Origin of the sequence: Micromonospora citrea, from assembly GCF_900090315.1 — a bacterium.
GTDB classification, from domain to species: Bacteria; Actinomycetota; Actinomycetes; order Mycobacteriales; family Micromonosporaceae; genus Micromonospora; species Micromonospora citrea.
Genome location: NZ_FMHZ01000002.1, coordinates 5,360,952 through 5,382,340 on the forward strand (window position 1 = coordinate 5,360,952; position 21,389 = coordinate 5,382,340).

A 21,389-nucleotide genomic window follows, 5' to 3' on the forward strand; every position below is an offset into this window, starting at 1 on the left:
TCCGACGACCTGGGAAGGCTGATCATCGACGTTGCCCAGGCGTCCCTGCGCGCCGATCAGCTCCGTTGGCTTGCCCCTCGCCAGGCCGGGCGCTGCTGATTCAGCGCGTCCGCCACGTTCCGCCAACTGTACGTGTCTCCTCGCCTCTGCAAACTCCATGGTGCCCCTGCGGCGATGTTCACGCCGGCCACCCTGAGTCGCTGAAGGTGCGTGCCGTAGGCCGGATGGGAAGCGAGGGCGTCCTTGGCGTACGGGAAGGCGACGATCGGCAGGCCCGCGCCGATTGTCTCGTTGAGGATGCCGAGGGCGAGGTTGTCGCTGATGCCCAGCGCCCACTTGTTGATGGTGTTGAAGGTGGCTGGCGCGACCATCACCGCGTCAGCCCTTGGGTGCACGTCCGGTTCACCCGGCAGTCGCCACTCGGACCGCACCGGGTAGCCGGTCTGCTCGGTCAGAGCCGCCTGGTCTAACCATCGTGCTGCCGTGGGCGTGGCGATCACGCAGACTGTCCAACCGTCCTGCTTCAGCAGTTCGACAAGCTCCCCGATCTGGAGCGCCGGGGGAGCGGCGCAAACGACGAGATGCAGGACTCGCGGATCCGTCACGCCAGCAGCCCCGCTCGCTCAGCCAACGGTCGAAGCCCCGGCGTCGCGGCTCGACGCTCCCTCGACAGCAGATCCGTCAGCAGGTTTCGTGCCTGGGCGTTCGCGCGTACGACCTCGGGCGCGACCCGCTCCGCCTCCAGGATGTGTAGTACAGCCAGCGGACTTTCCTTCGCGCCCATCGCGGTGGCGGCGGCCAGATCGACATGCACTTGGGCCCGTCGACCGACGAGCGCGGCCGGCAGCCGAGAGGTGTCGAGGCGGCTTGCGATGTCGAAGGCCCGTTCCGCGTCTCTGCTCTCCACGGCGGCGGAGACGGTGTGGATGACGACGTTGGTGGGCCCGAAGCCGGTCCACAGCCGATTCTGGTCCGAGCCCAGCTCAGCTGCCAGCCCTTCGGCTTGAACCAGCAGATCGTCGGCATCCTTGCGCCGATCCCGTCGGGCGGCGATCACCGCGGCCAGGAGCAGCAGCGCGCCATGAGCGGAGAGTAGGTCCGGATCCTTGGCCCGCCCGTCGCGAACCAGGTGCTCGATGCTGGTCTGCGTCATCGCTGCGGCCTCGTCAGCCCGACCGGGCAGCCTCAGCAGTCCGCAGGCAGCCTGATATGCGGCCAGCGCCGCGAGGGCTCGATGGTTGGCGAGCCGGGCTGCGGTCCACGCACGGTCGGCGGCCAACAGGGCGGTGTCGCCGTCGCCCACCTTGCTGGCGAGCTTCGACGCCGCGAGGTAGGCGGCGGCGAGGAGCCGGAAGGCGTCGATGCGGCGCGCTCCGGGTGCCCTGTCCGTCAGCTCGGTGGCCTGGCGTAGTACTTCCGGCAGCAGCCGGGCTGCTGAGCTGTAGCTCGCCCTCTGATAGAGGGTGTGCACTCGGACCACGCCCCGGCGGACGTCAGCCAGGGATGGCGTTGGCTGAGCGGGTGGATCGTGCAGGTAGCTGGTGAGGAACGCGCGCAGGCCGATCAGCAGCTGGGACCGAATCGCAGATGCGGGGTTGCAGGTGTCGTCTCCCATGGCCTGCCCTCGACCTGTCGCTACTGAGACGTCGACGAGCATGTCGTCGAGCTGTTCGAGCGTAACGTGCAATGCGGCAGCGATCCGGGTCCGATGCCACGGTTGAGGATCGGTCTCCGCGCTCTCCCAGCGAGCGACGGTCGATCGTTCGACCCCGAGTGCTTCGGCCAGGCGTTCCTGACTGAACCCGAGCGCCTTTCGTCGCTGACAGAGCCGATGTCGCTTCAGAGCCACGGCAGCCCTCCCTCCCTACGCCGGCGACTGTAGTAACCCTCCGTCTATCAGACGGGTACGCGGACGCCGCATTTGTGCGTCAGTTCAGCCGCTCGGACGCTGTAGTGCCTGCTTCGCCCCAGGACCAGGGTGGACGCATGGCCCGGGGCGGGTGCTGGGCTCCGGTGGGGGGCGTATTTCGGCGGAAGGGCTTCGATGGCGGCGGTGCTGGACGACTTCCCGGTGTTCACGCCGGTCAGCGACGACGAGGTGGCGCTGGCCCTGCGGGCGGTGCTGGTGCACGCGCCGGAGCAGTGGCCGGCGGGTCCGCTGTGCCGCAGCGAGCGGGTGCCGCACCCGTGCCGGCTGGCCCGCTGGGGCCGGAGCACGCTGCGGGCGGCCGGGGTCACCGACGCTCGGGTCGACGAGCTGGTCGCTGCCGGCGACCTGGGTGCCTGGCCGTGGGCGTGAGCGGGCTCGGGGCGTACCCCCGGCAGGGCTGGTTCGATCCGGCGGGCGTGCGGGACGCGGTCGCCCGGTGGCTGCGGGCGGTGGCGGCGGACGCCGAGCTGGCCCCGTACTTCATCGGGGTCGATCGGGCCCGGCTCGGCGGGCACCTGGCGCTGACCCTCACCGTGGCGCTCGGCGGGCCGGCCGGCGACCTCGTCCGCCCGGCGGCCGGGGCGTGGCGCGGCCTCGGCCTGACGGAGGCGCAGCACCGCCGGGTGGTCGACTACCTCGCCGGGGTGCTCCAGGCGCTCGACGTGCCGCCTGACGCGGTGGTCGCGGCCCGGCGGGCCTTCGCCGACGAGGCCGGCTCGTGACCGCCGTCCTGGCCGCCTCCTGGTCGACCACCATGCGGTACGTCCGCCAGGCCGCCGACGACTTCTGGTGCGCGGTCGAGGAGCGCTGCCCGGGGCTGCTGCCGGAACGGGAGGCAGGCGTGTTCCTCGCCGCGTTGGGGCGGGTGGCCAGCGGCGGCGACGACCCGGCGGGGCGGGCGGCGCTGCTGGCCGTGCTCGGCCGGGCCCACCGCCGCTACGGACTGTCGCCCCACCAGCGGACCGTGGCGCTCATGTTGGCGGCCACCGTCGCCCGCCATGCCGCGCCGCTGCCATCCGGACTGTCGGCGGCATGGCAACGGGCCGGCGAGCGTGCGTTGGCGGCGACTGCCGGCTGCGCCGAGCGCGTCGGCGACGGCCCGGCCTGGTGGCCGGCCCAGGTCATCGCGCACGACCGGGCCGCCGACGGCCTCGCCATCCTGACCGTACGCCCCGTGCGGCGGGTGCTCTTCCGGCCCGGCCAGGCGGTGCCCCTGTGCACCGAGCGCCGGCTGGGCCGGTGGCGCTGGTATGCACCGGCCAACGCCCCGCGCCCGGACGGCACGCTGGAGTTCCACGTCCGCGCCGTCGCCGCCGGCTCCGTCTCCCGCACCCTCGTCCACGCGGTACTCCCCGGCGACCAGCTCTGGCTCGGCCCGCCCGACGGCACCGGGCTGACCCTCGACGAGTCGTCGCGGTCGGATCTGCTGCTGGTGGCCGGAGGCACCGGGCTGGCGCTGCTGCGCGCCATCGTCGAGCAGGTGGCCGCCGCGCCGGCCGGGCGGCGGGTCACCCTGGTCGTCGGGGCCCGCTCCTTCGCCGACCTCTACGACTCGATCAGCCTGGACAAGTTGCAGTGCGCCCACGACTGGCTGACCGTCGTGCCGGCGTTCTCGCACGACGTCGCCGCCGCCCCGGCCGAGCAGGCCGACGCGCTCACCATGGCGCTTGACCACCACCGACCCAACCAGGAGGTCTACGTCTGCGGGCCGCCCGCGATGATCGCCGGGGCGCGACTGCGGCTGCTCGCCGCCGGCGTGCCGGCCGAGCGGATCCACCTGCCCGACGGGTACGCCGGCTGATGGCGGTCTACCGCAGCCGCAACGCGCTCGCCGGGCCGCTCACCTCGAGCGGCGTCCGCGAGCTGGCGCTGCCGCGTACCCGGCTCGGTCGGCGTGGCTACCGGCCTGAGGACGTCGACGCCCTGCTGCACCGGCTCGCCCACGAGGTGGGTGAGCGGAGTCGCCGACTCGACCTTCTCGAACAGGAGAACCAGCGCCTCAAGCAGGCCCTGCGCACCTGGCAGAGCCGTCTGGGGAGGCGCGCGACCCGATAGATAACGCCTTACCTGTCGGCATTTGTCGTCTCTACGCGACCGTTCTCCTGGCGGCATGACTGACGCGATAATGCGCAGCACATGCCTTCGGGAAGGTGGCGGTCACCGGTGGCGATTCACGAGCGTCGCGATCGCCTGCGCCAGGTGATCAGGCGGGCGCTGACACCAGGCCGCACCGGTGACCTCACCGCTGCTGTGGATCAGGAACAGTCGGGCATCGATGTGGAGACTGCTCGCAAGATGCTCCTGATCGACTTCGAGCAGGCGTTCATCCTGCACAACGACTACAAGGACGCGGAGCGTGATCTTTACAAGCTGAGCCTCCGCATCCTGGCGTTCCCCGTCCTGGTCGCGGGAGCCCTGGTGTCGGCGAAGCTGATCTCGTCGGTCGGTCAGGTGGGCACCGTGTTGCGACTACCCATCATCTATGCCGCAGCGCTGGTCGCCGGCGTGCTGAACACGATCGTCCTGCGTGCGTACGTGGTCACCGACCGAGTGCAGACCGAGGCGAAACACCAGGTGAACCGGCTACGCAGCCTGTACCTGCACGCGCTCGCCGCCGAGTTTCCCGAGGGCTGGAAGCCGGTGTGGGGTTCGACCAACCCCTATCTGGAGAGCCGTCGCAAGCTCAAGGCGGCGGCGCTGACCTCGGTGGTGATCGGCCTGCTGAATGCCGGTTACGTCGCTGTCGGCGTCGACCGCCTGACCACGTACGGGTCCGACATCTCGTGGCCGGTGGCACTGTCGGTGGCCCTGTGGCTCATCTACTTCCTGTTTCAGATGGAATTCACCTGGGACTTCCTACGGAGGGCTCAGCGGGCCCGGTCGAAACGAGCCGCCAGGTGAGGCGCTTCCTGCCGGGCAGTGACCCGGTCGACTACGACTTCCAGACCACCGTCGGCCTTCTCGCCCGGTACGGCGAGCCGATCTTTGTCGCGCTTGATCGGCTTCGCGAGGTGGACTTTCTCTTTTCCCGCATGGCGTTGCTGCATCAGGACGCCATCGACCCGGAGTTGTTGTTTCGGCAGACGCTCCCGCCGGTGGCGGTGGGGACCCGGCTCGGTCTCGAACCCACTGCACTGGCTGAGTACGTGAGGATCTATGCCCTGGGTCAGACGCTCGTCCTGAACAACATGGACCGCCACCTCGACCTGTCGGCGTCCTACTCCCTGAGGGACCCGGCGCTGCTGCTCGCCGACGTCAACTCGACGATGTGTTTCGCGGTGACGAGCGTCCTGACGATGATCCGGGAAGCGTCGCTCAGCCCGGCCGGCAGACGAGCGCTTCCGGTGATGGCGAGGGTCACCGCCGGGATCGTCCAGTCGATGCACGACAACTACGCGGGCAGATTCGACGTGGCGGCGCTCGACCATCCCGAGAGGCTGGTTGCCTGGTACCGCACGGACGACCGCTCCCGTCATCTGGGCTCCGGCTTCTATTCGTCGGGGCTGCTCGGTCTGCTGGCCTACGCTGCGCAGCCTGTGCCGGACGGGCTGGGCGAGGTGCTGCGGAAGATGCGCCGGCTACGGCAGCGGGTGGACGAGTTGGCCGATCTGTTCGAGGACGCCGCGACCGGGCTGGTCAGTTACCCGGTAGCCCGAGGGCTCGCCGACCCGTCGGTCTCGGCCGATCTGCGGGTGCTGATCGACCGGCTCTGGGCACGCGCACGGCACGTCATCGGTGCCCGGCGTGGCGACGCCGCCGAACTCAACCGGGCACTGGTCGGCGACCTCGAGTTGGTCGAGGTGCACCGCGCCGTGTTGGAAACGCTCATATCGAGTGGCATCATGCGGGAGTGCCGCCAGGAGGCGGACGGGCTGTGGAGCGAGATCGCGCTCGACCTGGCCGCGGCGGACCCGCGGTTCGGCGAGCCGCTCACGGCAGTCATCGACCTCAAGCGAGCCCTGCTCGACCGCTTGGAGAGCAACGGCTGGCAGGACGACCCGCCTCCGCACACCTTTCTGGACATGGTCGAGGCGGCGGGAATGGAAGGACGACATGGTGAGCGGTGACGGTCGGCTCGAAAATTCTGCCAAGGCCATCATCCAAAATGGCGACAACGTGCTCGTGCTCAGGTATGTGGACCGGAAGATGGGCCTCGGCGTCTGGTATTCGCTGCCCGGGGGGCGGCAGGAGTTCGGCGAGACGCTGGAAGAGACGTTGGTGCGGGAATGTCAGGAGGAGATCGGCGCGGAGGTGGTGCCGGGGCGACTCCTCTTCGTCCGGGAGTACATACATGGCCGGCACGCGCTCGCCGGAAAGGGACGAGACCAGCACAAGGTCGAGTTCTACTTCCTGGCTCAACTCAAGTCGGACCTCCGCGCCGACTACATCGCGGCCGACGACGTCTCCGACGAGGGCCAGCAGGGGATGCGGTGGTGCAGTCTCGCGGATCTGCGGGAGCTGAACATCTTTCCCACCGGCCTGCGTCAGCTGGGGGAACTCATGAACAGAAGCACCGATACCTACTGGGGCGATACCTACTGACGCCTGCCCTTCGCAACGGCCTCGGAGAGGTTCCCGGCATCGACCCTGTCTCCTACGACCTGGCCGCCACCGAATCGGTGCGGCGACTGGCCAACGCGAAGTACCTCTACCTGCGCGACGCGGACGCCGACTTCGCGAAGCGGCGGGCGCGCGGCGCGGTGTCCATCGCGCGCCTGATCGGAGTGGCTCGGTCCGTTGCTGCGCGAGCTGCGCTACGGCGAGTACGAGCCCCTGCCCGGCGGCATCTCCGTGGACCAACGCTCCTTCCCGTCAGCCACCGCTGGCGGCACGGGGCAAGACGTATCTGGCGCAGCAGTTGGCCGCCCGGGTGACCGAGCCGCACGCGGTGAAGCTGATCCAGTTCCATCCCTCCTACACCTACGAGGACTCCTTCGAGCTTCCGGCCGGAAAGCGGCGACGACGGCACCCTGCGGTTCAAGCTCACCTCCGGGCCGCAGCGTGCGCGCGGGCAGGAAGATCGGCGCGGCCCGGATCGGCCGGGTCGAACTGCACATCGAGCCGAAGGTGCCAATCGCGCGCCTGCTCTTCCTCGTCGGCTACGCCCGCAACCCGAAGGGCTGGCGCGACGAGAGCGTGTCGCTCACAGAGCACGACGGCCTGGTGCCGGCGCTCGCCGCCGCCCTGTCCCGGCAGACCGATCGGACACTGCGCCAGGGCCCGCTCCACCGCAGTCGATCGCTTGCTGCGCGTGCCCGGGGTCGACGCCGGATCACGGCGGGTGCTCCGCCACCTCGCCGCGCGGCTCGCCGGGGTCACCCGGCTGCGGCAGGGGAGCCCGTGCCGGACTGGCGGCCGACCCGGCTCAACGAGCGGCTGCGTATCGTCCTGCGGCTGGCCGAGTTGGTGCTCGCCGGCGCCTCCGTCGAAGCGGGCCGGGGCGGCGTGCTCAGCAACGCATTCCTGTTGGACAGTGGCGGGTCTTCGATCGAGGATGCCTACCAGATGCTGGCCTACTGCGTCGCCTACGGGCTGACGCACGGGCATCTGATCTACGCCTCCGGCGACCGTCACCGGTCCGTCACATCGTCCGCAACGCCGGGATCGAGATCGTCTGCCATGCGCTCGACCTCGACGTCGACCCGGGCCAGTCTTCTTGCCCGGGTCGACGCCTTGGCCGGCGGAATCGCCGGTAGAGCAGTTGGGGCTCCCGCCGGCGGTTGAACTCGGCAAGCTCGTCGGCCCAGGCGCCGACCACGTCGGCCACGTCGGCGCCCGCGTCGATCATCGTGCGCAGCCGCGGCGACCCGGTGAGCTTGTCGATCCAGTACGGACGCGCGGCGTCCCACGAGTCGCGCCGCCACGCGAACGCGTCGTACCGGTGCGCCTCCACCAGCATGGCGACCGCCGTGCGGATCGGGTCGTACGTCGCCCGGTCGACGACCTTGACCTCGACCCCGGCGCAGAGCTTGTTGAACAGCGCCGGCTTCTGCCCGGCGGACGTCGGCGTGAAGCCGGCCGTGGAGGCGCTACTCGTTGAACTCCTCGCTCCACTGGCACGACACGATCGGGTCCCAACCGTTCCAGCACAGCCGCATCTGGTAATAGCCGTCGTTTCCGACGTTGTATCCCGACTTGTCGCAGCCCGAGTCGCCGCCGTCGTCGACGGTGAGCACGCGCCTGCTCGTCGGTTCGAGCCACGACCGGTAGAACAGCTCGCCGGTGACGCCATGACCGTCCGCACGGGTGTCGCAGACCTGGAACATGTCGCCGTCGTCGATGAAGGTCATCGTGCCGCGTCCCCCCGAGAGGGACAGGGACTTGTTGCTGGCGAGGGCGGGAGCGGTGGAGCCGACGATCGTCGCGACGACGATGCCGCCGACCACCGCCGCACGGGCGAACCAGGGTTTCGACATGTGGGTTACTTCCCTATCGATCGAGGTTGTGGAGCCTTGCAGGGAAGTTAGCCGAGGCGTGCGGGACCGTCGATCGACCGCGTCGATCCTTGAGTGAACCTTGAACTTCATCCATAGTGGACGCGACGGCGTCACCGGTAGAGCAGGTGGGGCTTCCGCCGGCGGTTGAAGTCCGCCAGCTCGTCGGCCCAGGCGCCGACCACGTCGGCCACGTCGGCGCCCGCGTCGATCATCGTGCGCAGCCGCGGCGACCCGGTGAGCTTGTCGATCCAGTACGGACGCGCGGCGTCCCACGAGTCGCGCCGCCACGCGAACGCGTCGTATTTGTGCGCCTCCACCAGCATGGCCACCGCCGTGCGGATCGGGTCGTACGTCGCCCGGTCGACGACCTTGACCTCGACCCCGGCGCAGAGCTTGTTCAGTAGCGCCGGCTTCTGCCCGGCGGACGTCGGCGTGAAGTACGCCTCGCGGAACTCGACGCCGGGCAGTTCACGCGCGTTGAGCCGGTCGGACCAGTGGTAGTCGAAGTCGTCGGCGAGGCCGCCGATCAGCTCGAACGGCCGGCAGGTGCCCCGGCCCTCGGTGATCGAGGCGACGCCCTCGAACAGGCCGGTGCCGGGATAGACCAGCGCGGTGTCCGGGGTGGGCATGTTCGGGCTGGGCATCACCCAGGGCAGGTCGGTGTCGGCGGCGAGCCGGTCGCGCTTCCAGTGGCGGCACGTGACGACGTGCAGGTCGACCGGTCGCCCGGCCGCGGCGGGCAGGAACTCCGCGTTGAAGTACCCGGCCAGCTCGCCGACGGTCATCCCGTGCTGCTGGACGATCTCCTTCAGCCCCACGCCGGAGGTGTAGGCAGGCGTCATCATCGGCCCGTACGCCCGGCCGCCGACGGGGTTCGGCCGATCCAGCACGACGTACCGCTTGCCGACCCGGGCGGCGGCCACCATGGAGGTGTACATCGTCCAGATGTAGGTGTAGAAGCGGACGCCCACGTCCTGGATGTCGAAGACGACGGTGTCGACGCCGGCCTCGGTGAACATGGCCTCCCACCTGGCCTGCGAGGCCCCGTACGCGTCGTAGACGGTGATCCCGGTGCGGGCGTCGACGCCGGTGCCCTCGCTGCCGCCGGCCTGCGCGGAGCCGCGGAAGCCGTGCTCGGGGCCGAACGCCGCGGCCAGCCGCACCGCGTCGGAGGCGTGCATCAGGTCGACCAGGTGCCGGTAGGACGCGTCCACGCCGGTGGGGTTGGAGATCACGCCGACCCGCTGGCCGGCGAGGTCCCCGAAGTCGGACGCGACGAGCACGTCGAGGCCGGTCTCCACGCGGCGGATGCCGGGCACCGCGCCGCCGGGCGTGCCGGGGGCCGCCGCCGCGACCGCGCCCGCGGTCACCGCACCCGCCCCGGCCAGGAACTTCCTGCGCTCCATGTCGACCTCCCGTCGGTTGGTCGAAACTTAGCTACATATCGATGGTCAGTCAAGGAAAGTTAGCTACAGGCTGCCGGCCGGTGCCCTGGTGCCGGACTGGAGAAGGGCTGTGGCGAGGGCCGACGCCGGGCCGGTGACCGGCGTTCGCCGCCGTACGACTGCCGGGTCGTCGGGACGGCGCGCGGCGACGGCCCGGCAGCAGACAGGGGCGGGCCGCCCGGGACGGCCCGCCCGATCGTCGGATGTGAGGCTCAGCGGGTGGCGGCGGCCAGCGCGTCGCGCACCGTGGCGGCGTCGGCCGGCGTCTCGTGCTCCCAGTTCGCCGGGTCCACGGAGTAGATGGTGCCGTAGGCCGGCGTGTCCGGCTGGTAGCGCCAGCTCTCGGCGAGCGTCCCGGCGTCGACCGCGTCGTAGCCGATCCGGTCGAGGAAGGCCGTGGCATCGGCCTTCGCCGCCGCGTCGTCGCCGGCGATCGGCAGCGCGCTGCGGTCGGCGGCGCCGGCGGGTCGGGCCAGCGCGTGCAGGTGCTTGAAGAAGATGTTGTTGAAGACCTTGACCACCCGCGACCCCGGCAGATGGCGCTGGAGCAGCTCGCTGCTGGTGGCCGAGCCCGAGTCCAGCTCGGGGATGTTGCCGTCCCGCTCCGGGTAGTAGTTGTTCGTGTCGAGCACGACCTTGCCGGCGAGCGGCTCGACCGGCACGTCCCGGTACGCCTTGAGCGGGATGGTGACGACCACCAGGTCGCCGGCCTCCGCCGCCTCCGCCGGGGTGGCCGCGCGGGCGCGCGGGCCGAGCTCGTCGACGAGGTCCTTGAGCGTCTCCGGGCCGCGCGAGTTGCTCAACACCACGTCGTAGCCGGCTGCCACCGCCAGCCGTGCCACCGTGCCGCCGATGTGTCCACTGCCGATGAGTCCCACAGTTGTCATGTCGATCCCCAACCCCGTTCGCCGTGGCCGTATTCCCTATCGCCGTGGTCGACAATCGCGACCGTCGTCCGGCGCTGCGGCGTACGGCCGGGCCGGCCGCGTCGGCGGGCCCCCACACCGGAGGGTGCCACGGTTGAGGCGGCCGGCCCGGGAAGCGGCGCTCGTGTCGGCCGGCGCGCTGCCCGGGGGGACGACCTCGCTGGATGCGGTGCGGGCGTCGGGCCGGCCCGGGGCGGGCGGGCGGTCAGGCCGGGGGCAGCACCTTCTCGATCGCGGCGCGCAGGTCGGCCGAGTCGGGCTGGACGGTCGGCGCGAACCGGCCCGCCACCGTGCCGTCGGGGGCGACCAGGAACTTCTCGAAGTTCCATCGCACGTCGCCGGTGTGCCCCTCGGCGTCGGCCGTGCCCACCAGCGCGGCGTAGAGGGGGTGGCGGCCGGGGCCGTTGACGTCGACCTTCTCCGTCAGCGGGAAGGTGACGTCGTAGTTGACCTGGCAGAAGTCGCTGATCTCCTCGGCGGTGCCCGGCTCCTGGCCGCCGAACTGGTTGCAGGGCACGCCGAGGACCACCAGGCCGCGGGCGGCGTACTCGTCGTGCAGCGCCTGGAGGCCGGCGTACTGCGGGGTGAGGCCGCAGCGGGAGGCGACGTTGACGACGAGCAGCGCGCGGCCCCGGTGCCGCGCGAGGTCGGCCGGGCCGCCGGTGAGGGCGTCGATCTGAGTGTCGAAGACGGTCATGGGCCGAGGCTACGCGGGCCGCCGGGCCGCCCGCCGGAGGGCGGACGGGAGCCGGCACCGCTCCCACCGGAAATCGATAGATGCGCATCTTGACTAAGTGATGACGGCGTGAGTAGCGTCTCACCATCATTTTGGAAAGTTTCCTAACTGTTTGGGGAGACGCCACATGAAGAGATCCCTCCGCCGTGCCCTCTGGGTCGGCGCCGTCATGGCGGTGACGGCCGCCACGGTCCCGATGGCCAGCGCGTTCGGCGACGGCAGCGTGACCGCCGCGTTCGCCAAGGCGCAGGACTGGGGGACCGGCCACGAGACGCGGGTGACCATCACCAACGGGTCGAGCGCGTCGGTCAGCACCTGGCGCATCGAGTTCGACCTGCCGGCGGGCACCAGCATCAGCAGCTCCTGGGACGCCGACGTCACGCGCACCGGCGACCACTACGTCGCGGTCAAGAAGAGCTGGGCCGGCCCGCTCGCGCCGGGCGCCAGCTTCAGCTGGGGCTACAACGGCACCGGCGCGTACCGGGCGCCGCTGAACTGCACGATCAACGGCGTGGCGTGCGGTGGCGGCACCACCCCGCCCACCACCACGCCGCCCACCTCCACCCCGCCGACCTCGGCGCCGCCGACCACCCCGCCGCCGACCACGCCGCCGCCCACCACGCCCCCGCCGGACCCGGGCGGCAAGAAGGTCGTCGGCTACTTCGCCCAGTGGGGCGTCTACGGCCGCAACTATCACGTCAAGAACATCCACACCAGCGGCTCCGCGGCCAAGCTGACCCACATCCTGTACGCCTTCGGCAACACCACCGGCGGCCGCTGCACGATCGGCGACAGCTACGCCGACTACGAGAAGGCGTACACGGCGGCCGACAGCGTCGACGGCGTCGCCGACACCTGGGACCAGCCGCTGCGCGGCAGCTTCAACCAGCTGCGCAAGCTCAAGAAGATGTACCCGCACCTGAAGGTGATCTGGTCCTTCGGCGGCTGGACGTGGTCCGGCGGCTTCACCCAGGCCGCGCAGAACCCGGCCGCCTTCGCCGAGAGCTGCCACAACCTGGTCGAGGACCCGCGCTGGGCGGACGTCTTCGACGGCATCGACGTCGACTGGGAGTACCCGAACGCCTGCGGGCTCACCTGTGACAGCAGCGGCCCGAACGCCTTCAAGAACGTGGTCGGCGCGCTGCGGTCGAAGTTCGGCGCCTCCGCGTTGGTCACCGCCGCGATCACCGCGGACGGCAGCAACGGCGGCAAGATCGACGCCACCGACTACGCGGGCGCCGCGCCGCACCTCAACTGGATCATGCCGATGACGTACGACTACTTCGGCGCGTGGGCCGCCCAGGGTCCGACCGCCCCGCACTCGCCGCTCACCTCGTACGCCGGCATCCCGCAGCAGGGCTTCTGGTCCGACGCGGCGATCCAGAAGCTCAAGAGCAAGGGCATCCCGGCCAACAAGCTGCTGCTCGGCATCGGCTTCTACGGTCGGGGCTGGACCGGGGTGACCCAGGCCGCCCCGGGCGGCACCGCCACCGGCCCCGCCCCGGGCACCTACGAGCAGGGCATCGAGGACTACAAGGTCCTCAAGAACACCTGCCCGGCCACCGGCACCGTCGCCGGCACGGCGTACGCCAAGTGCGGCAGCAACTGGTGGAGCTACGACACCCCGTCCACCATCGGCGGCAAGATGACGTACGCGAAGAACCAGGGCCTCGGTGGCGCGTTCTTCTGGGAGCTCTCCGGTGACACCGGCAACGGCGAGCTCATCGGCGCCATCAAGGGCGGTCTCGGCTAGCCGCAGGCCGACGTACCCCCACACGGCGGGGAGGGACCGCGCACCGGTCCCTCCCCGCCCGGCCGTCCCCCGTCGCGCCCGCCCGCCGCGCCCCCGGGCGCTGCCCCCGGCTCGCACGCCGATCGCCGGTCGGCGGTCGGCGCGGACCCGGCCGGCGCGGGGGAGTGACCGGACTCCCGGCGCGGCGCGGCGGACTGCCGGGCACGCCCGTCGATGTGACAGACTCGCCGATCAACGGGTTCGATGTCCACGGCGACGGAGGTGGCGATGCGCGCGACGCACGGGAGGCTGGCGGCGGGTGCCGTGCTGCTCGGAACCCTGCCCCTCGCCCTGCTCGGCTGCGGCATCGGCGAGGACGACGACTCGACCAAGCCCGGGCGGGCGCCGGCCGAGGAGGCCGCCGCCAAGTCGCGGGAGCGGGTGCAGGCCTACCTCGACGCGATGACCGCCAAGGACGTCGCGGCCGGCCGCAGCCAGCTCTGCGCCGTCCTCCAGGAGAGCTTCGACGCCGCCGCCACCGGCCCGAACGGCGACTTCGCCGACCACTTCAAGGTGCCGCAGGCCGAGATCACCGACGTCCGCTCCGGCCCCCGGGGCCAGGAGGTCAGCGCCACGGTCTCGGTCACCGTCGGCTCCCGCACGGCCACCCGGCCGCTGCTGTTCACGGTCACCCGCGACGGGGCCGACTGGTGCATCGCCGCCGAGGCGCCGGGCGGCAACACCCCGGCGCCGGCCGTGACGCCCTGACCTGCGCTCCGGTGAGTCATCTCTCACCTGCCGGAACCCTCCCCCTCGCCGGTCGGCCGCTCCGGCGGTCGCCGTACGCTTTCTGTCATGCGCCATGAGTGGCATCAGCTGAGCCATCCGGCGGTGGGCAGCCCTGGGCTGCAGACCAGCCGACCGACCGTCGACTCCGCCGAGGACGCGGCCCTCGGCCTCGACCGCTGGCGGGAGCTGCCCCGCGCGCAGACCCCGCCCTGGCCGGACCCGGCCGGGGTCGCCGAGGTCTGCAAGGTGCTCGACACCGTGCCCTCCGTGGTGGCGCCCTACGAGGTCGACCAGCTCCGCCAGCGGCTGGCGCTGGTCTGCGAGGGCAAGGCGTTCCTGCTCCAGGGCGGCGACTGCGCGGAGACCTTCGCCGACAACACCGAGAGCCACCTGCTGGCCAACGCCCGCACCCTGCTCCAGATGGCCATCGTGCTCACCTACGGCGCCTCGCTGCCGGTGGTCAAGGTCGCCCGGGTGGCCGGGCAGTACACGAAGCCCCGGTCGCTGCCCACCGACGCGCGCGGCCTGCCGGCCTACCGCGGCGACATGATCAACTCCCTGGAGGCCACGCCGGAGGCGCGCGCCGCCGACCCGCAGCGCATGATCCGGGCGTACGCGAACTCGGCCGCCGCCATGAACATGCTCCGCGCCTACCTGGCAGGCGGGCTGGCCGACCTGCACGCGGTGCACGACTGGAACAAGGGCTTCGTCAAGAACTCCCCGGCCGGCGAGCGCTACGAGGCGATCGCCCGGGAGATCGACCGGGCGCTGGCCTTCATCCGCGCCTGCGGCATGACCGACGACGAGGCGCTGCGCACCGTCACCCTCTACTGCTCCCACGAGGCCCTCGCCCTGGAGTACGACCGGGCGCTGACCCGGGTCTCCGACAGGCGGGCCTACGGCCTGTCCGGGCACTTCCTCTGGATCGGCGAGCGCACCCGCCAGATCGACGGGGCGCACATCGACTTCATCTCCCGCATCGCCAACCCGATCGGGGTCAAGCTCGGCCCCACCACCACCCCGGACGAGGCGATCGAGCTCTGCGAGAAGCTCAACCCGGACAACGTCCCCGGCCGGCTCACCCTGATCAGCCGGATGGGCAACCACCGCGTCCGCGACGCCCTGCCGCCGATCGTGGCGAAGGTGACCGCCGCCGGCGCCAAGGTGGTCTGGCAGTGCGACCCGATGCACGGCAACACGCACGAGTCGTCCAACGGCTACAAGACGCGGCACTTCGACCGCATCGTCGACGAGGTGCTCGGCTACTTCGAGGTGCACCGGGCCCTGGAGACCCACCCCGGCGGCCTGCACGTCGAGCTGACCGGCGAGGACGTCACGGAGTGCCTCGGCGGCGCCCAGGGCATCGAGGACCTCGACCTGCCCGACCGGTACGAGACCGCCTGCGACCCGCGGCTGAACACCCAGCAGTCGCTGGAGCTGGCCTTCCTGGTGGCGGAGATGCTCCGTGGCTGAGTCCTCCGCGAGCGTGGGCGGCGCGCCCAGGAGCCCCTCGGCCGCGGGCCGGGGCATGGTCGATCTTCGTTCCGACACGGTGACTCGGCCGACCGCCGGGATGCGCGAGGCGATGGCCACCGCCGAGGTCGGCGACGACGTCTACGGCGAGGACCCGACGGTCAACGCGCTGGAGGCCGAGGTCGCCGCGCTGTTCGGGCACGAGGCGGCGCTGTTCGCCCCCACCGGGTCGATGGCCAACCAGATCGCCCTGCAACTGGTGGTGCCGCCCGGCAACGAGCTGCTCTGCGACGCCGACGCGCACGTGGTCACGTACGAGATCGGGGCCGCCGCCGCGTACGGCGGAATCTCCTCGCGGACGTGGCCGGCGGTCGGCGCGGACGTCGACCCCGACGCGGTCGCCGCCATGATCCGTCCCGACGGCTACTGGGCGGTGCCCACCCGGGCCATCGCCGTGGAGCAGACCCACAACCGGGGCGGCGGCGGGGTGATCCCGCTGGCGACCCTGCGCGAGCTGCGCCGGGTCGCCGACGACGCGCAGGTCGCGCTGCACTGCGACGGCGCCCGGATCTGGCACGCGCACGTCGCCGACGGCGTGCCGCTGGCCGAGTACGGCGCCCTCTTCGACACCCTGTCGGTCTGCCTCTCCAAGGGGCTCGGCGCGCCGGTCGGCTCCCTCGTGGTCGGCAGCGCCGACAAGATCGAGCGGGCCCGGTTCATCCGCAAGCGGATGGGCGGCGGAATGCGTCAGGCCGGCGTCCTCGCCGCAGCCGGCCGCTACGCGCTCGCCCACCACATCGACCGGCTCGCCGCCGACCACGCGAAGGCGGCCCGGCTGGCCGAGGCGATCGCCCCGTTCGGGGTGCTGGCCGGCCCGGTGCGGACCAACCTCGTGCCGCTGGACCTGACGAAGTCGCCCCTGGACGCGCACGCCCTGGCCGCCGCCGCCCGCGCCGAGGGCGTCCTGGTCTCGGTGCTCGGCCCTCGCGTCGCCCGCCTGGTCACCCACATGGACGTCGACGACGCCGGCATCGACCGGGCCGTCGAGGTCGTCACCGGCATCCTGCGGGGCTGACCCGGGCGGTCAGCGTCACGGCCCGGGCGGTGAGCGGCTCCGCCCGGGCGGTCGGCGTCTTGCAGGGGTGCCGGGCGGCTTCTCAGGGGTGCAGGCGCCGGAGGGTGGCGATGTCGGCGGCGTGCCCGACGTGCCTCTCCGTCGGCGTCTCCACCACGACCGGGACGCCGGCGGTGGCCGGATGCGCCATCAGCTCGGCGAACGCCGGCTCGCCGATGGTGCCCTTGCCGATGTTCTCGTGCCGGTCCCGGGTGGAGCCGCACAGGTCCTTCGAGTCGTTCGCGTGCACCAGCCGCAGCCGGTCGGCGCCGACCGTCGCCACCAGCGTGTCCAGCGTCGCGGTCATGCCGCCCTCGGCGGCCAGGTCGTGCCCGGCGGCCCAGGCGTGACAGGTGTCGAAGCACACCCCGAGCCACGGGTGCCGGTCCACCGCGTCGAGGTACGGCCCGAGCTGTTCCACCCGGGAGGCCAGCGATCGTCCGCCACCCGCGCTGGGCTCGACCAGCAACCGCGGGCCGCCCGACGTCGCCGCCTCGTCGAGCAGCGGCAGCAGGGTCTCGCGTACCTGCCGCATCGCGGCCTCGGCGTGGCCCTCGTCGACGGCGCTACCGGCGTGGAAGACCACGCCCTCGGCGCCGATCGCCCGGCCCCGGCGCAGCGCGTGGGCCAGGGTCTCCGCCGAACGTTCGACCGTGTTGGGCGTGGGGGAGCCGAGGTTGACCAGCAGCGACGCGTGGATGAAGACCGGCAGGCCCCGCTCGCCGCAGCCGTCGCGGAACAGCGCGTCCTGGGTCGGGTCGCCGGCCGGCAGCGCCCAGCCCCGCGAGTTGGAGACGTAGACCTGCACGACCTGCGAGCCGGCCGCGTCGGCGTACGGCAGCGCCGCCCTCGCCAGGCCGCCGGACGTGGGCGTGTGAGAGCCGACCGGCCGGCGCCGCGCCGCGGTCTCGTGAGTCGTCATCGTCACAGGCATCCGATGGTGACCTGGGTGCCCGGCGGCACCTGCGTGTTCTCCGGCGGGTTCTGGAACCGGGCGACGCCGTTCGGGTTGAACTGGATCACCACCGGGAACTGCTGGCTCTCCAACACCTGCTTGGCCTGCTGGCACGGCAGGTCGACGACCCGGGGCACGGCAACCAGCGGCGGGCCCTTGCTGAGCTCCAGCCTGACCTTGGCGCCCCGCTCCACCCCGCTGCCGTCCGACGGGCTCTGCCCGAGGACCTGGTCCCGGGGCTTGTCGGAATCCTTGTAGGTGGGCGGCTCCACCAGCACCAGGCCCAGCTGGGCGAGGATCGTCCGGGCCTCGGCCAGGCTCTTGCCGACCAGGTTCGGCACCGAGATCGGGGCCTTGCCCTTGCTCAGGATCACGGTGACCTTGTCGCCCGGCTTGACCTCGGCGCCCACCTTCGGGTCGGTGTCCACCACGACGCCGGCCGGCAGGTTGTCGTCGTAGCGGGCCGCGCCCTTCGCCACCACCAGCTTCGCGTCGAGCAGGTCGGCCTCGGCCAGCTCGAACTCCTTGCCCACCACGTCGGGCACCGGGAACCGCTCCGGGCCCAGCGAGAGGGTCAGCGTGATCGTGCCGCCCTTGATGATCCGGGCGGCGGAGACCGGGTCCTGCGCCAGGACGGCGTCCTTCGGGACCTTCTCGTCGTAGCGCGGCTCGGCGTAGGCCAGGACGAAGCCGGCGCGGGCGGCCTGCGACTCCGCGTCGGCCTTGCTCAGCGTCACCAGCTGGGGCGCCACCGTGTAGCGACCGAACCCGAACCACCAGCCGCCACCGGCGGCCACGAGCGCCAGCACCACCATGGCGGCGATCACCGCCATCCGGCCCCGCGGGTCGCCCATCACCCGGGCGCGCAGCGCGGACAGCCGCGACCCCAGGCTCTCGCTCTCCTCCGGCACCGCCCGGCGCCGGCCGCTCCGGGCGGCCCCGCCGTCGGGCAGCCGGGCCCAGGCCGGCCGCTCGGCCGGCCGGACCGCCGCGACCACCATCGTCGGCTGGGCCACCGCCGGCTCGTCCGCCACCCGACGCAACACGGCGGTACGCGTGTTCGCGTCACCCAGGTCGTCCCGCGCGACCTGCACCTCGGCCAGCAGCGCGCCGGCGTCGGTCGGCCGGCTGCCCGGATCGCGCCGGGTGGCCCGGGCGACCAGGTCGTCGAGGGACTTGGGCAGGCCCGGCACCAGCGTCGACGGTGCGGGCACGTCCCGGTCGACGTGCTGCCAGGCGATGTCGACGGGCCGGTCACCGTCGTAGGGCACCCGGCCGGTGAGCATCTCGAACAGCACGATCCCGGCGGAGTAGACGTCGGTGCGGGGGTCGGCGTGCCCCTCGGTGACCAGCTCCGGGGCGACGTACGCGACCGTCGCCATCAGCTGGTTGCCGTCCTCGTCGTCGGCGCTCGCCTCGACCGCCCGGGCCAGCCCGAAGTCGGCGACCTTGACCACGCTGTCGACGAGGTTGGCCGCGCCGCCGGTGGGCGCCTCGGCGACCAGCACGTTCTCCGGCTTCACGTCGCGGTGCACCAGGCCGGCCCGGTGCGCGGCGGCGATGGCGGCGAGCATCTGCTCGGCGATGGCCAGCGCCTCGTCGGGATTGAGGCGGCGCCGCTCGGCGAGCACGTCGCGCAGGGTGCGACCGCGGACGTACTCCATCACCAGGTAGGGCAGGCCGGCGTGGGTGCCCTGGTCGTAGACCGCGACCACGTTCGGATGCGTCAGCCGGGCGATCGTCTTCGCCTCGTCGGTGAACCGCGCCACGAAGCTCGCGGCCCGCGACCGGGCATCGGGAGTCTGGGACGGGTGAATGATCTTGACTGCGACGGTGCGCTCGAGGCGCTCGTCGGTGGCGGTGTACACGGTCGCCATGCCGCCGCGGGCCACGCGACCGCGGATGCGGTAGCGCCCGTCGATCAGCGAGCCCAGCAACGTGTCGGCGACCTGTGTGTCCATCGGCAGGGAGTCTATGTGTCCAGGGGGTGAAGGTTGAACAGGATGCTACAGCCGGGCTGCGACCACAGCGGTCTCGCCGCGCTCGCGCCGCCTGTCCGCCCTGTTCAACCCGCTTCCCGGGGTGCCGTTGGCCGGGGCCGGCCGGGGCATGGCAGGGTGGTCGGGTGACCGACTCCGTACCCGCCGACCGGGCCGTGCCCGGCCCCGAGACCGCCGGCCCCGCCGACGCCGCCGACTGGCTGACCCTGCCGGACGTGGCCGAGCGCCTCGACGTGTCGATCAGCAAGGTCCATCAGATGATCCGGGACCGCGAACTGATCGCGGTGCGCCGGGACGGCATCCGCCGGATCCCGGTCGACCTGGTGGCCAACAAGACCGTGCTCAAGCACCTGCCCGGCGTGCTCAACCTGCTGGCCGACGCCGGCTACGACGACGAGGCCGCCATGCGCTGGCTCTACGAGCCGGACGACACCCTCCCCGGCGCCACGCCGGCGAAGGCACTCGCCGGCGACCAGGCCCGCGAGGTCAAGCGCCGCGCCCAGGCCCTCGGCTTCTGACCCACCCCACCCCACCCCACCCGCTGCGCCCTGCGCGCTGTGCTGCCGTGCCCGCCCCGCGCTGCCGCCCCCGCGATCTTGCACATCCGGCCCCCGCTCTGTCGCGCATGTCTGGTATGCCGGGGCAGAAAGTGCAAGATCGCGGGGGGAGGGAGAGGGCGGAGGCGGGGGACAGGGGCGGGGCAGGTCAGTCGGTGCGGCGGGTGGCGGCGATGGCCAGGTCCACGAGGGCCTGCCGGGCCTCGGTGTCCAGGTCGACCGTGGCCAGCGCGGCCAGCGCGGTGTCGGTCAGCGTGGCGATCCGCCGCTCGGTACGCTCCAGCGCGCCGCTGTCGCTGATCATCTCCCGCAGCCGGTCGACGCCGGCCTCGTCCAGCCCGGGGTCGCCGAGCCCGCCGAGCAGCAGTTCGCGCCCGGCGGCGTCGGTCGTCTCGAGGGCCGCCGCCACCAGATAGGTGCGCTTGCCCTCGCGCAGGTCGTCGCCGGCCGGCTTGCCGGTCTGGGCCGGGTCGCCGAACACACCCAGCACGTCGTCGCGGAGCTGGAACGCCTCGCCCAGCGGCAGCCCGTACGCCGAGTACGCCGAGCGGACCTCGGCCGGCGCGTCGGCCAGCGCGGCACCGAGCAGCACCGGGCGCTCGACCGTGTACTTCGCCGACTTGTAGCGGGCGACCTTGCCGGCCCGCTCCAGCGAGGTGTCGCCGGTGGCCTGGGTCAGCACGTCGAGGTACTGGCCGACCGTGACCTCGGTGCGCATCTCGTCGAAGACCGGGCGGGCCCGGGCGACCGTCCGCGGGTCGAGCCCGGAGGAGTGCAGCAACTCGTCCGACCAGACCAGGCAGAGGTCGCCCAGCAGGATCGCCGCGGCGTCGCCGAAGCCGTCGGCGTCGCCGCCCCAGCCGGCGGTCCGGTGCCGGGCCGCGAACCGGCGGTGCACCGCGGGCTCCCCGCGCCGGGTGTCGGAACGGTCCATCAGGTCGTCGTGGATCAGCGCACTGGCCTGCACGAACTCCAGCGAGGCCAGGGTGGTGACCACCTGGTCGGAGTCCACCCCGCCGGCGCCCCGGAAGCCCCAGTACGCGAACGCCGGCCGTAGCCGCTTGCCCCCGCCCAGCACGAACGCCTCGATCGCCTCGGCGACCGGCAGCAGGGCGTCGTCGACGCCGGTCATCCAGGTGCGCTGGGTGGTCAGGAATTCGGCCAGGGCCTTGTCGATCCGTTGGCGCAGCCCGGCGCGGTCGACCGGGGAAACGGGAGCAGCGTGGGTCACGCCACGACGCTAGCCGGTCGGGATCGGCCCCGCCGCACCACCGGGGTCCGGCGCGCCGGGCGGG

The 21,389-nt window shown here is 72.2% G+C and carries 22 protein-coding genes and 1 pseudogene; 13 read left to right on the forward strand and 10 right to left on the reverse strand.

Going from position 1 to position 21,389, the window contains the following annotated elements:
• Positions 1–56: 56 nt before the first annotated feature.
• Both GA0070606_RS24565 and GA0070606_RS24570 read right to left on the reverse strand, forming a co-directional pair.
• Positions 57–605: a flavoprotein gene (locus tag GA0070606_RS24565; protein ID WP_091104736.1), complete on the reverse strand. Its 549-nt coding sequence runs from the start codon at positions 603–605 to the stop codon at positions 57–59.
• A complete protein-coding gene (locus GA0070606_RS24570) occupies positions 602–1,849 on the reverse strand; it encodes a helix-turn-helix transcriptional regulator (protein WP_091104738.1) in 1,248 nt (415 codons plus the stop codon). The genes GA0070606_RS24565 and GA0070606_RS24570 overlap by 4 nt, the downstream gene beginning before the upstream one ends.
• 195 nt (positions 1,850–2,044) lie before the next feature.
• Between GA0070606_RS24570 and GA0070606_RS24575 the strand changes: the two genes are divergently transcribed.
• From GA0070606_RS24575 to GA0070606_RS33495, 8 genes are all read left to right on the forward strand, one after another.
• Positions 2,045–2,299, forward strand: a complete 255-nt coding sequence (locus GA0070606_RS24575; RefSeq protein ID WP_091104741.1) for a hypothetical protein — start codon at positions 2,045–2,047, stop codon at positions 2,297–2,299.
• Complete coding sequence (locus tag GA0070606_RS24580) at positions 2,290–2,652, forward strand: globin family protein (protein WP_245725013.1); 363 nt, start codon at positions 2,290–2,292, stop codon at positions 2,650–2,652. The genes GA0070606_RS24575 and GA0070606_RS24580 overlap by 10 nt, the downstream gene beginning before the upstream one ends.
• Positions 2,649–3,731, forward strand: a complete 1,083-nt coding sequence (locus tag GA0070606_RS24585) for an FAD-binding oxidoreductase (protein WP_245724794.1) — start codon at positions 2,649–2,651, stop codon at positions 3,729–3,731. The genes GA0070606_RS24580 and GA0070606_RS24585 overlap by 4 nt, the downstream gene beginning before the upstream one ends.
• The gene (locus tag GA0070606_RS24590; RefSeq protein WP_091104743.1) at positions 3,731–3,985 is read left to right on the forward strand and encodes a DivIVA domain-containing protein; all 255 of its coding nucleotides are present in this window, start codon (positions 3,731–3,733) and stop codon (positions 3,983–3,985) included. The genes GA0070606_RS24585 and GA0070606_RS24590 overlap by 1 nt, the downstream gene beginning before the upstream one ends.
• Positions 3,986–4,093: 108 nt before the next feature.
• The gene (locus GA0070606_RS24595; RefSeq protein ID WP_141721791.1) at positions 4,094–4,831 is read left to right on the forward strand and encodes a hypothetical protein; all 738 of its coding nucleotides are present in this window, start codon (positions 4,094–4,096) and stop codon (positions 4,829–4,831) included.
• Positions 4,828–5,997 carry a hypothetical protein gene (locus tag GA0070606_RS32150; protein ID WP_141721794.1) on the forward strand — a complete coding sequence of 390 codons (1,170 nt, stop codon included), beginning with the start codon at positions 4,828–4,830 and terminating at the stop codon, positions 5,995–5,997. Before GA0070606_RS24595 ends, GA0070606_RS32150 begins: the two co-directional genes overlap by 4 nt.
• Positions 5,984–6,472: an NUDIX domain-containing protein gene (locus GA0070606_RS24600; protein WP_141721795.1), complete on the forward strand. Its 489-nt coding sequence runs from the start codon at positions 5,984–5,986 to the stop codon at positions 6,470–6,472. The genes GA0070606_RS32150 and GA0070606_RS24600 overlap by 14 nt, the downstream gene beginning before the upstream one ends.
• A 459-nt stretch (positions 6,473–6,931) precedes the next feature.
• Positions 6,932–7,654, forward strand: coding sequence for an McrC family protein (locus GA0070606_RS33495; RefSeq protein WP_245725014.1), 723 nt, complete (start codon positions 6,932–6,934; stop codon positions 7,652–7,654).
• Between the two features lie 28 nt (positions 7,655–7,682).
• On the opposite strand, the pseudogene GA0070606_RS33500 reads toward GA0070606_RS33495, so the two are convergent.
• The 5 genes and pseudogenes from GA0070606_RS33500 to GA0070606_RS24630 all read right to left on the reverse strand — a co-directional run.
• Positions 7,683–8,036 (reverse strand): annotated as a pseudogene (locus GA0070606_RS33500) (hypothetical protein); the annotation flags it as partial.
• The gene (locus tag GA0070606_RS33505; RefSeq protein ID WP_091104754.1) at positions 7,960–8,346 is read right to left on the reverse strand and encodes a hypothetical protein; all 387 of its coding nucleotides are present in this window, start codon (positions 8,344–8,346) and stop codon (positions 7,960–7,962) included. The gene GA0070606_RS33505 and the pseudogene GA0070606_RS33500, both read right to left, overlap by 77 nt.
• 131 nt (positions 8,347–8,477) lie before the next feature.
• Positions 8,478–9,773 carry an exo-beta-N-acetylmuramidase NamZ family protein gene (locus GA0070606_RS24620; RefSeq protein ID WP_091104757.1) on the reverse strand — a complete coding sequence of 432 codons (1,296 nt, stop codon included), beginning with the start codon at positions 9,771–9,773 and terminating at the stop codon, positions 8,478–8,480.
• 251 nt (positions 9,774–10,024) lie between these two features.
• Positions 10,025–10,711 (reverse strand): NADPH-dependent F420 reductase, encoded by a 687-nt coding sequence (locus tag GA0070606_RS24625; RefSeq protein ID WP_281191026.1) that lies wholly within the window; start codon positions 10,709–10,711, stop codon positions 10,025–10,027.
• 232 nt (positions 10,712–10,943) lie between these two features.
• Positions 10,944–11,435: a glutathione peroxidase gene (locus GA0070606_RS24630; protein ID WP_091104763.1), complete on the reverse strand. Its 492-nt coding sequence runs from the start codon at positions 11,433–11,435 to the stop codon at positions 10,944–10,946.
• A gap of 166 nt (positions 11,436–11,601) precedes the next feature.
• Here GA0070606_RS24630 and GA0070606_RS24635 point away from each other — a divergent pair, with 166 nt between their 5' ends.
• From GA0070606_RS24635 to GA0070606_RS24650, 4 genes are all read left to right on the forward strand, one after another.
• Entirely contained in the window at positions 11,602–13,227 is a 1,626-nt protein-coding gene (locus GA0070606_RS24635; protein ID WP_091104765.1) for a glycosyl hydrolase family 18 protein, read from the forward strand.
• Between the two features lie 267 nt (positions 13,228–13,494).
• Positions 13,495–13,974 carry a hypothetical protein gene (locus GA0070606_RS24640; protein ID WP_091108146.1) on the forward strand — a complete coding sequence of 160 codons (480 nt, stop codon included), beginning with the start codon at positions 13,495–13,497 and terminating at the stop codon, positions 13,972–13,974.
• Between the two features lie 87 nt (positions 13,975–14,061).
• Positions 14,062–15,468: a class II 3-deoxy-7-phosphoheptulonate synthase gene (locus tag GA0070606_RS24645; RefSeq protein ID WP_091104767.1), complete on the forward strand. Its 1,407-nt coding sequence runs from the start codon at positions 14,062–14,064 to the stop codon at positions 15,466–15,468.
• Positions 15,469–15,523: 55 nt separating this feature from the next.
• On the forward strand, positions 15,524–16,543 hold the full coding sequence (locus GA0070606_RS24650) for a threonine aldolase family protein (protein WP_091104770.1): 1,020 nt from the start codon (positions 15,524–15,526) through the stop codon (positions 16,541–16,543).
• Positions 16,544–16,625: 82 nt separating this feature from the next.
• On the opposite strand, the gene GA0070606_RS24655 is transcribed toward GA0070606_RS24650, so the two are convergent.
• Both GA0070606_RS24655 and GA0070606_RS24660 read right to left on the reverse strand, forming a co-directional pair.
• Entirely contained in the window at positions 16,626–17,504 is an 879-nt protein-coding gene (locus GA0070606_RS24655) for a deoxyribonuclease IV (RefSeq protein ID WP_091104773.1), read from the reverse strand.
• Between the two features lie 2 nt (positions 17,505–17,506).
• Positions 17,507–19,498 carry a Stk1 family PASTA domain-containing Ser/Thr kinase gene (locus GA0070606_RS24660; protein WP_091104777.1) on the reverse strand — a complete coding sequence of 664 codons (1,992 nt, stop codon included), beginning with the start codon at positions 19,496–19,498 and terminating at the stop codon, positions 17,507–17,509.
• Positions 19,499–19,662: 164 nt separating this feature from the next.
• Here GA0070606_RS24660 and GA0070606_RS24665 point away from each other — a divergent pair, with 164 nt between their 5' ends.
• Positions 19,663–20,055: an Rv2175c family DNA-binding protein gene (locus GA0070606_RS24665; protein WP_141721797.1), complete on the forward strand. Its 393-nt coding sequence runs from the start codon at positions 19,663–19,665 to the stop codon at positions 20,053–20,055.
• 187 nt (positions 20,056–20,242) lie between these two features.
• Here GA0070606_RS24665 and GA0070606_RS24670 read toward each other — a convergent pair whose 3' ends face one another.
• Positions 20,243–21,325 (reverse strand): polyprenyl synthetase family protein, encoded by a 1,083-nt coding sequence (locus GA0070606_RS24670; protein WP_091104779.1) that lies wholly within the window; start codon positions 21,323–21,325, stop codon positions 20,243–20,245.
• Between the last annotated feature and the right edge of the window lie 64 nt (positions 21,326–21,389).

Coding starts and splice junctions, on each gene's coding strand:
- GA0070606_RS24575 (WP_091104741.1), top strand. CDS start 2,045: ATGGCGGCGGTGCTGGACGACTTCCCGGTGTTCACGCCGGTCAGCGAC.
- GA0070606_RS24590 (WP_091104743.1), top strand. CDS start 3,731: ATGGCGGTCTACCGCAGCCGCAACGCGCTCGCCGGGCCGCTCACCTCG.
- GA0070606_RS24600 (WP_141721795.1), top strand. CDS start 5,984: ATGGTGAGCGGTGACGGTCGGCTCGAAAATTCTGCCAAGGCCATCATC.
- GA0070606_RS33505 (WP_091104754.1), bottom strand. CDS start 8,346: ATGTCGAAACCCTGGTTCGCCCGTGCGGCGGTGGTCGGCGGCATCGTC.
- GA0070606_RS24620 (WP_091104757.1), bottom strand. CDS start 9,773: ATGGAGCGCAGGAAGTTCCTGGCCGGGGCGGGTGCGGTGACCGCGGGC.
- GA0070606_RS24630 (WP_091104763.1), bottom strand. CDS start 11,435: ATGACCGTCTTCGACACTCAGATCGACGCCCTCACCGGCGGCCCGGCC.
- GA0070606_RS24635 (WP_091104765.1), top strand. CDS start 11,602: ATGAAGAGATCCCTCCGCCGTGCCCTCTGGGTCGGCGCCGTCATGGCG.
- GA0070606_RS24640 (WP_091108146.1), top strand. CDS start 13,495: ATGCGCGCGACGCACGGGAGGCTGGCGGCGGGTGCCGTGCTGCTCGGA.
- GA0070606_RS24645 (WP_091104767.1), top strand. CDS start 14,062: ATGCGCCATGAGTGGCATCAGCTGAGCCATCCGGCGGTGGGCAGCCCT.
- GA0070606_RS24650 (WP_091104770.1), top strand. CDS start 15,524: ATGGTCGATCTTCGTTCCGACACGGTGACTCGGCCGACCGCCGGGATG.
- GA0070606_RS24655 (WP_091104773.1), bottom strand. CDS start 17,504: ATGACGACTCACGAGACCGCGGCGCGGCGCCGGCCGGTCGGCTCTCAC.
- GA0070606_RS24660 (WP_091104777.1), bottom strand. CDS start 19,498: ATGGACACACAGGTCGCCGACACGTTGCTGGGCTCGCTGATCGACGGG.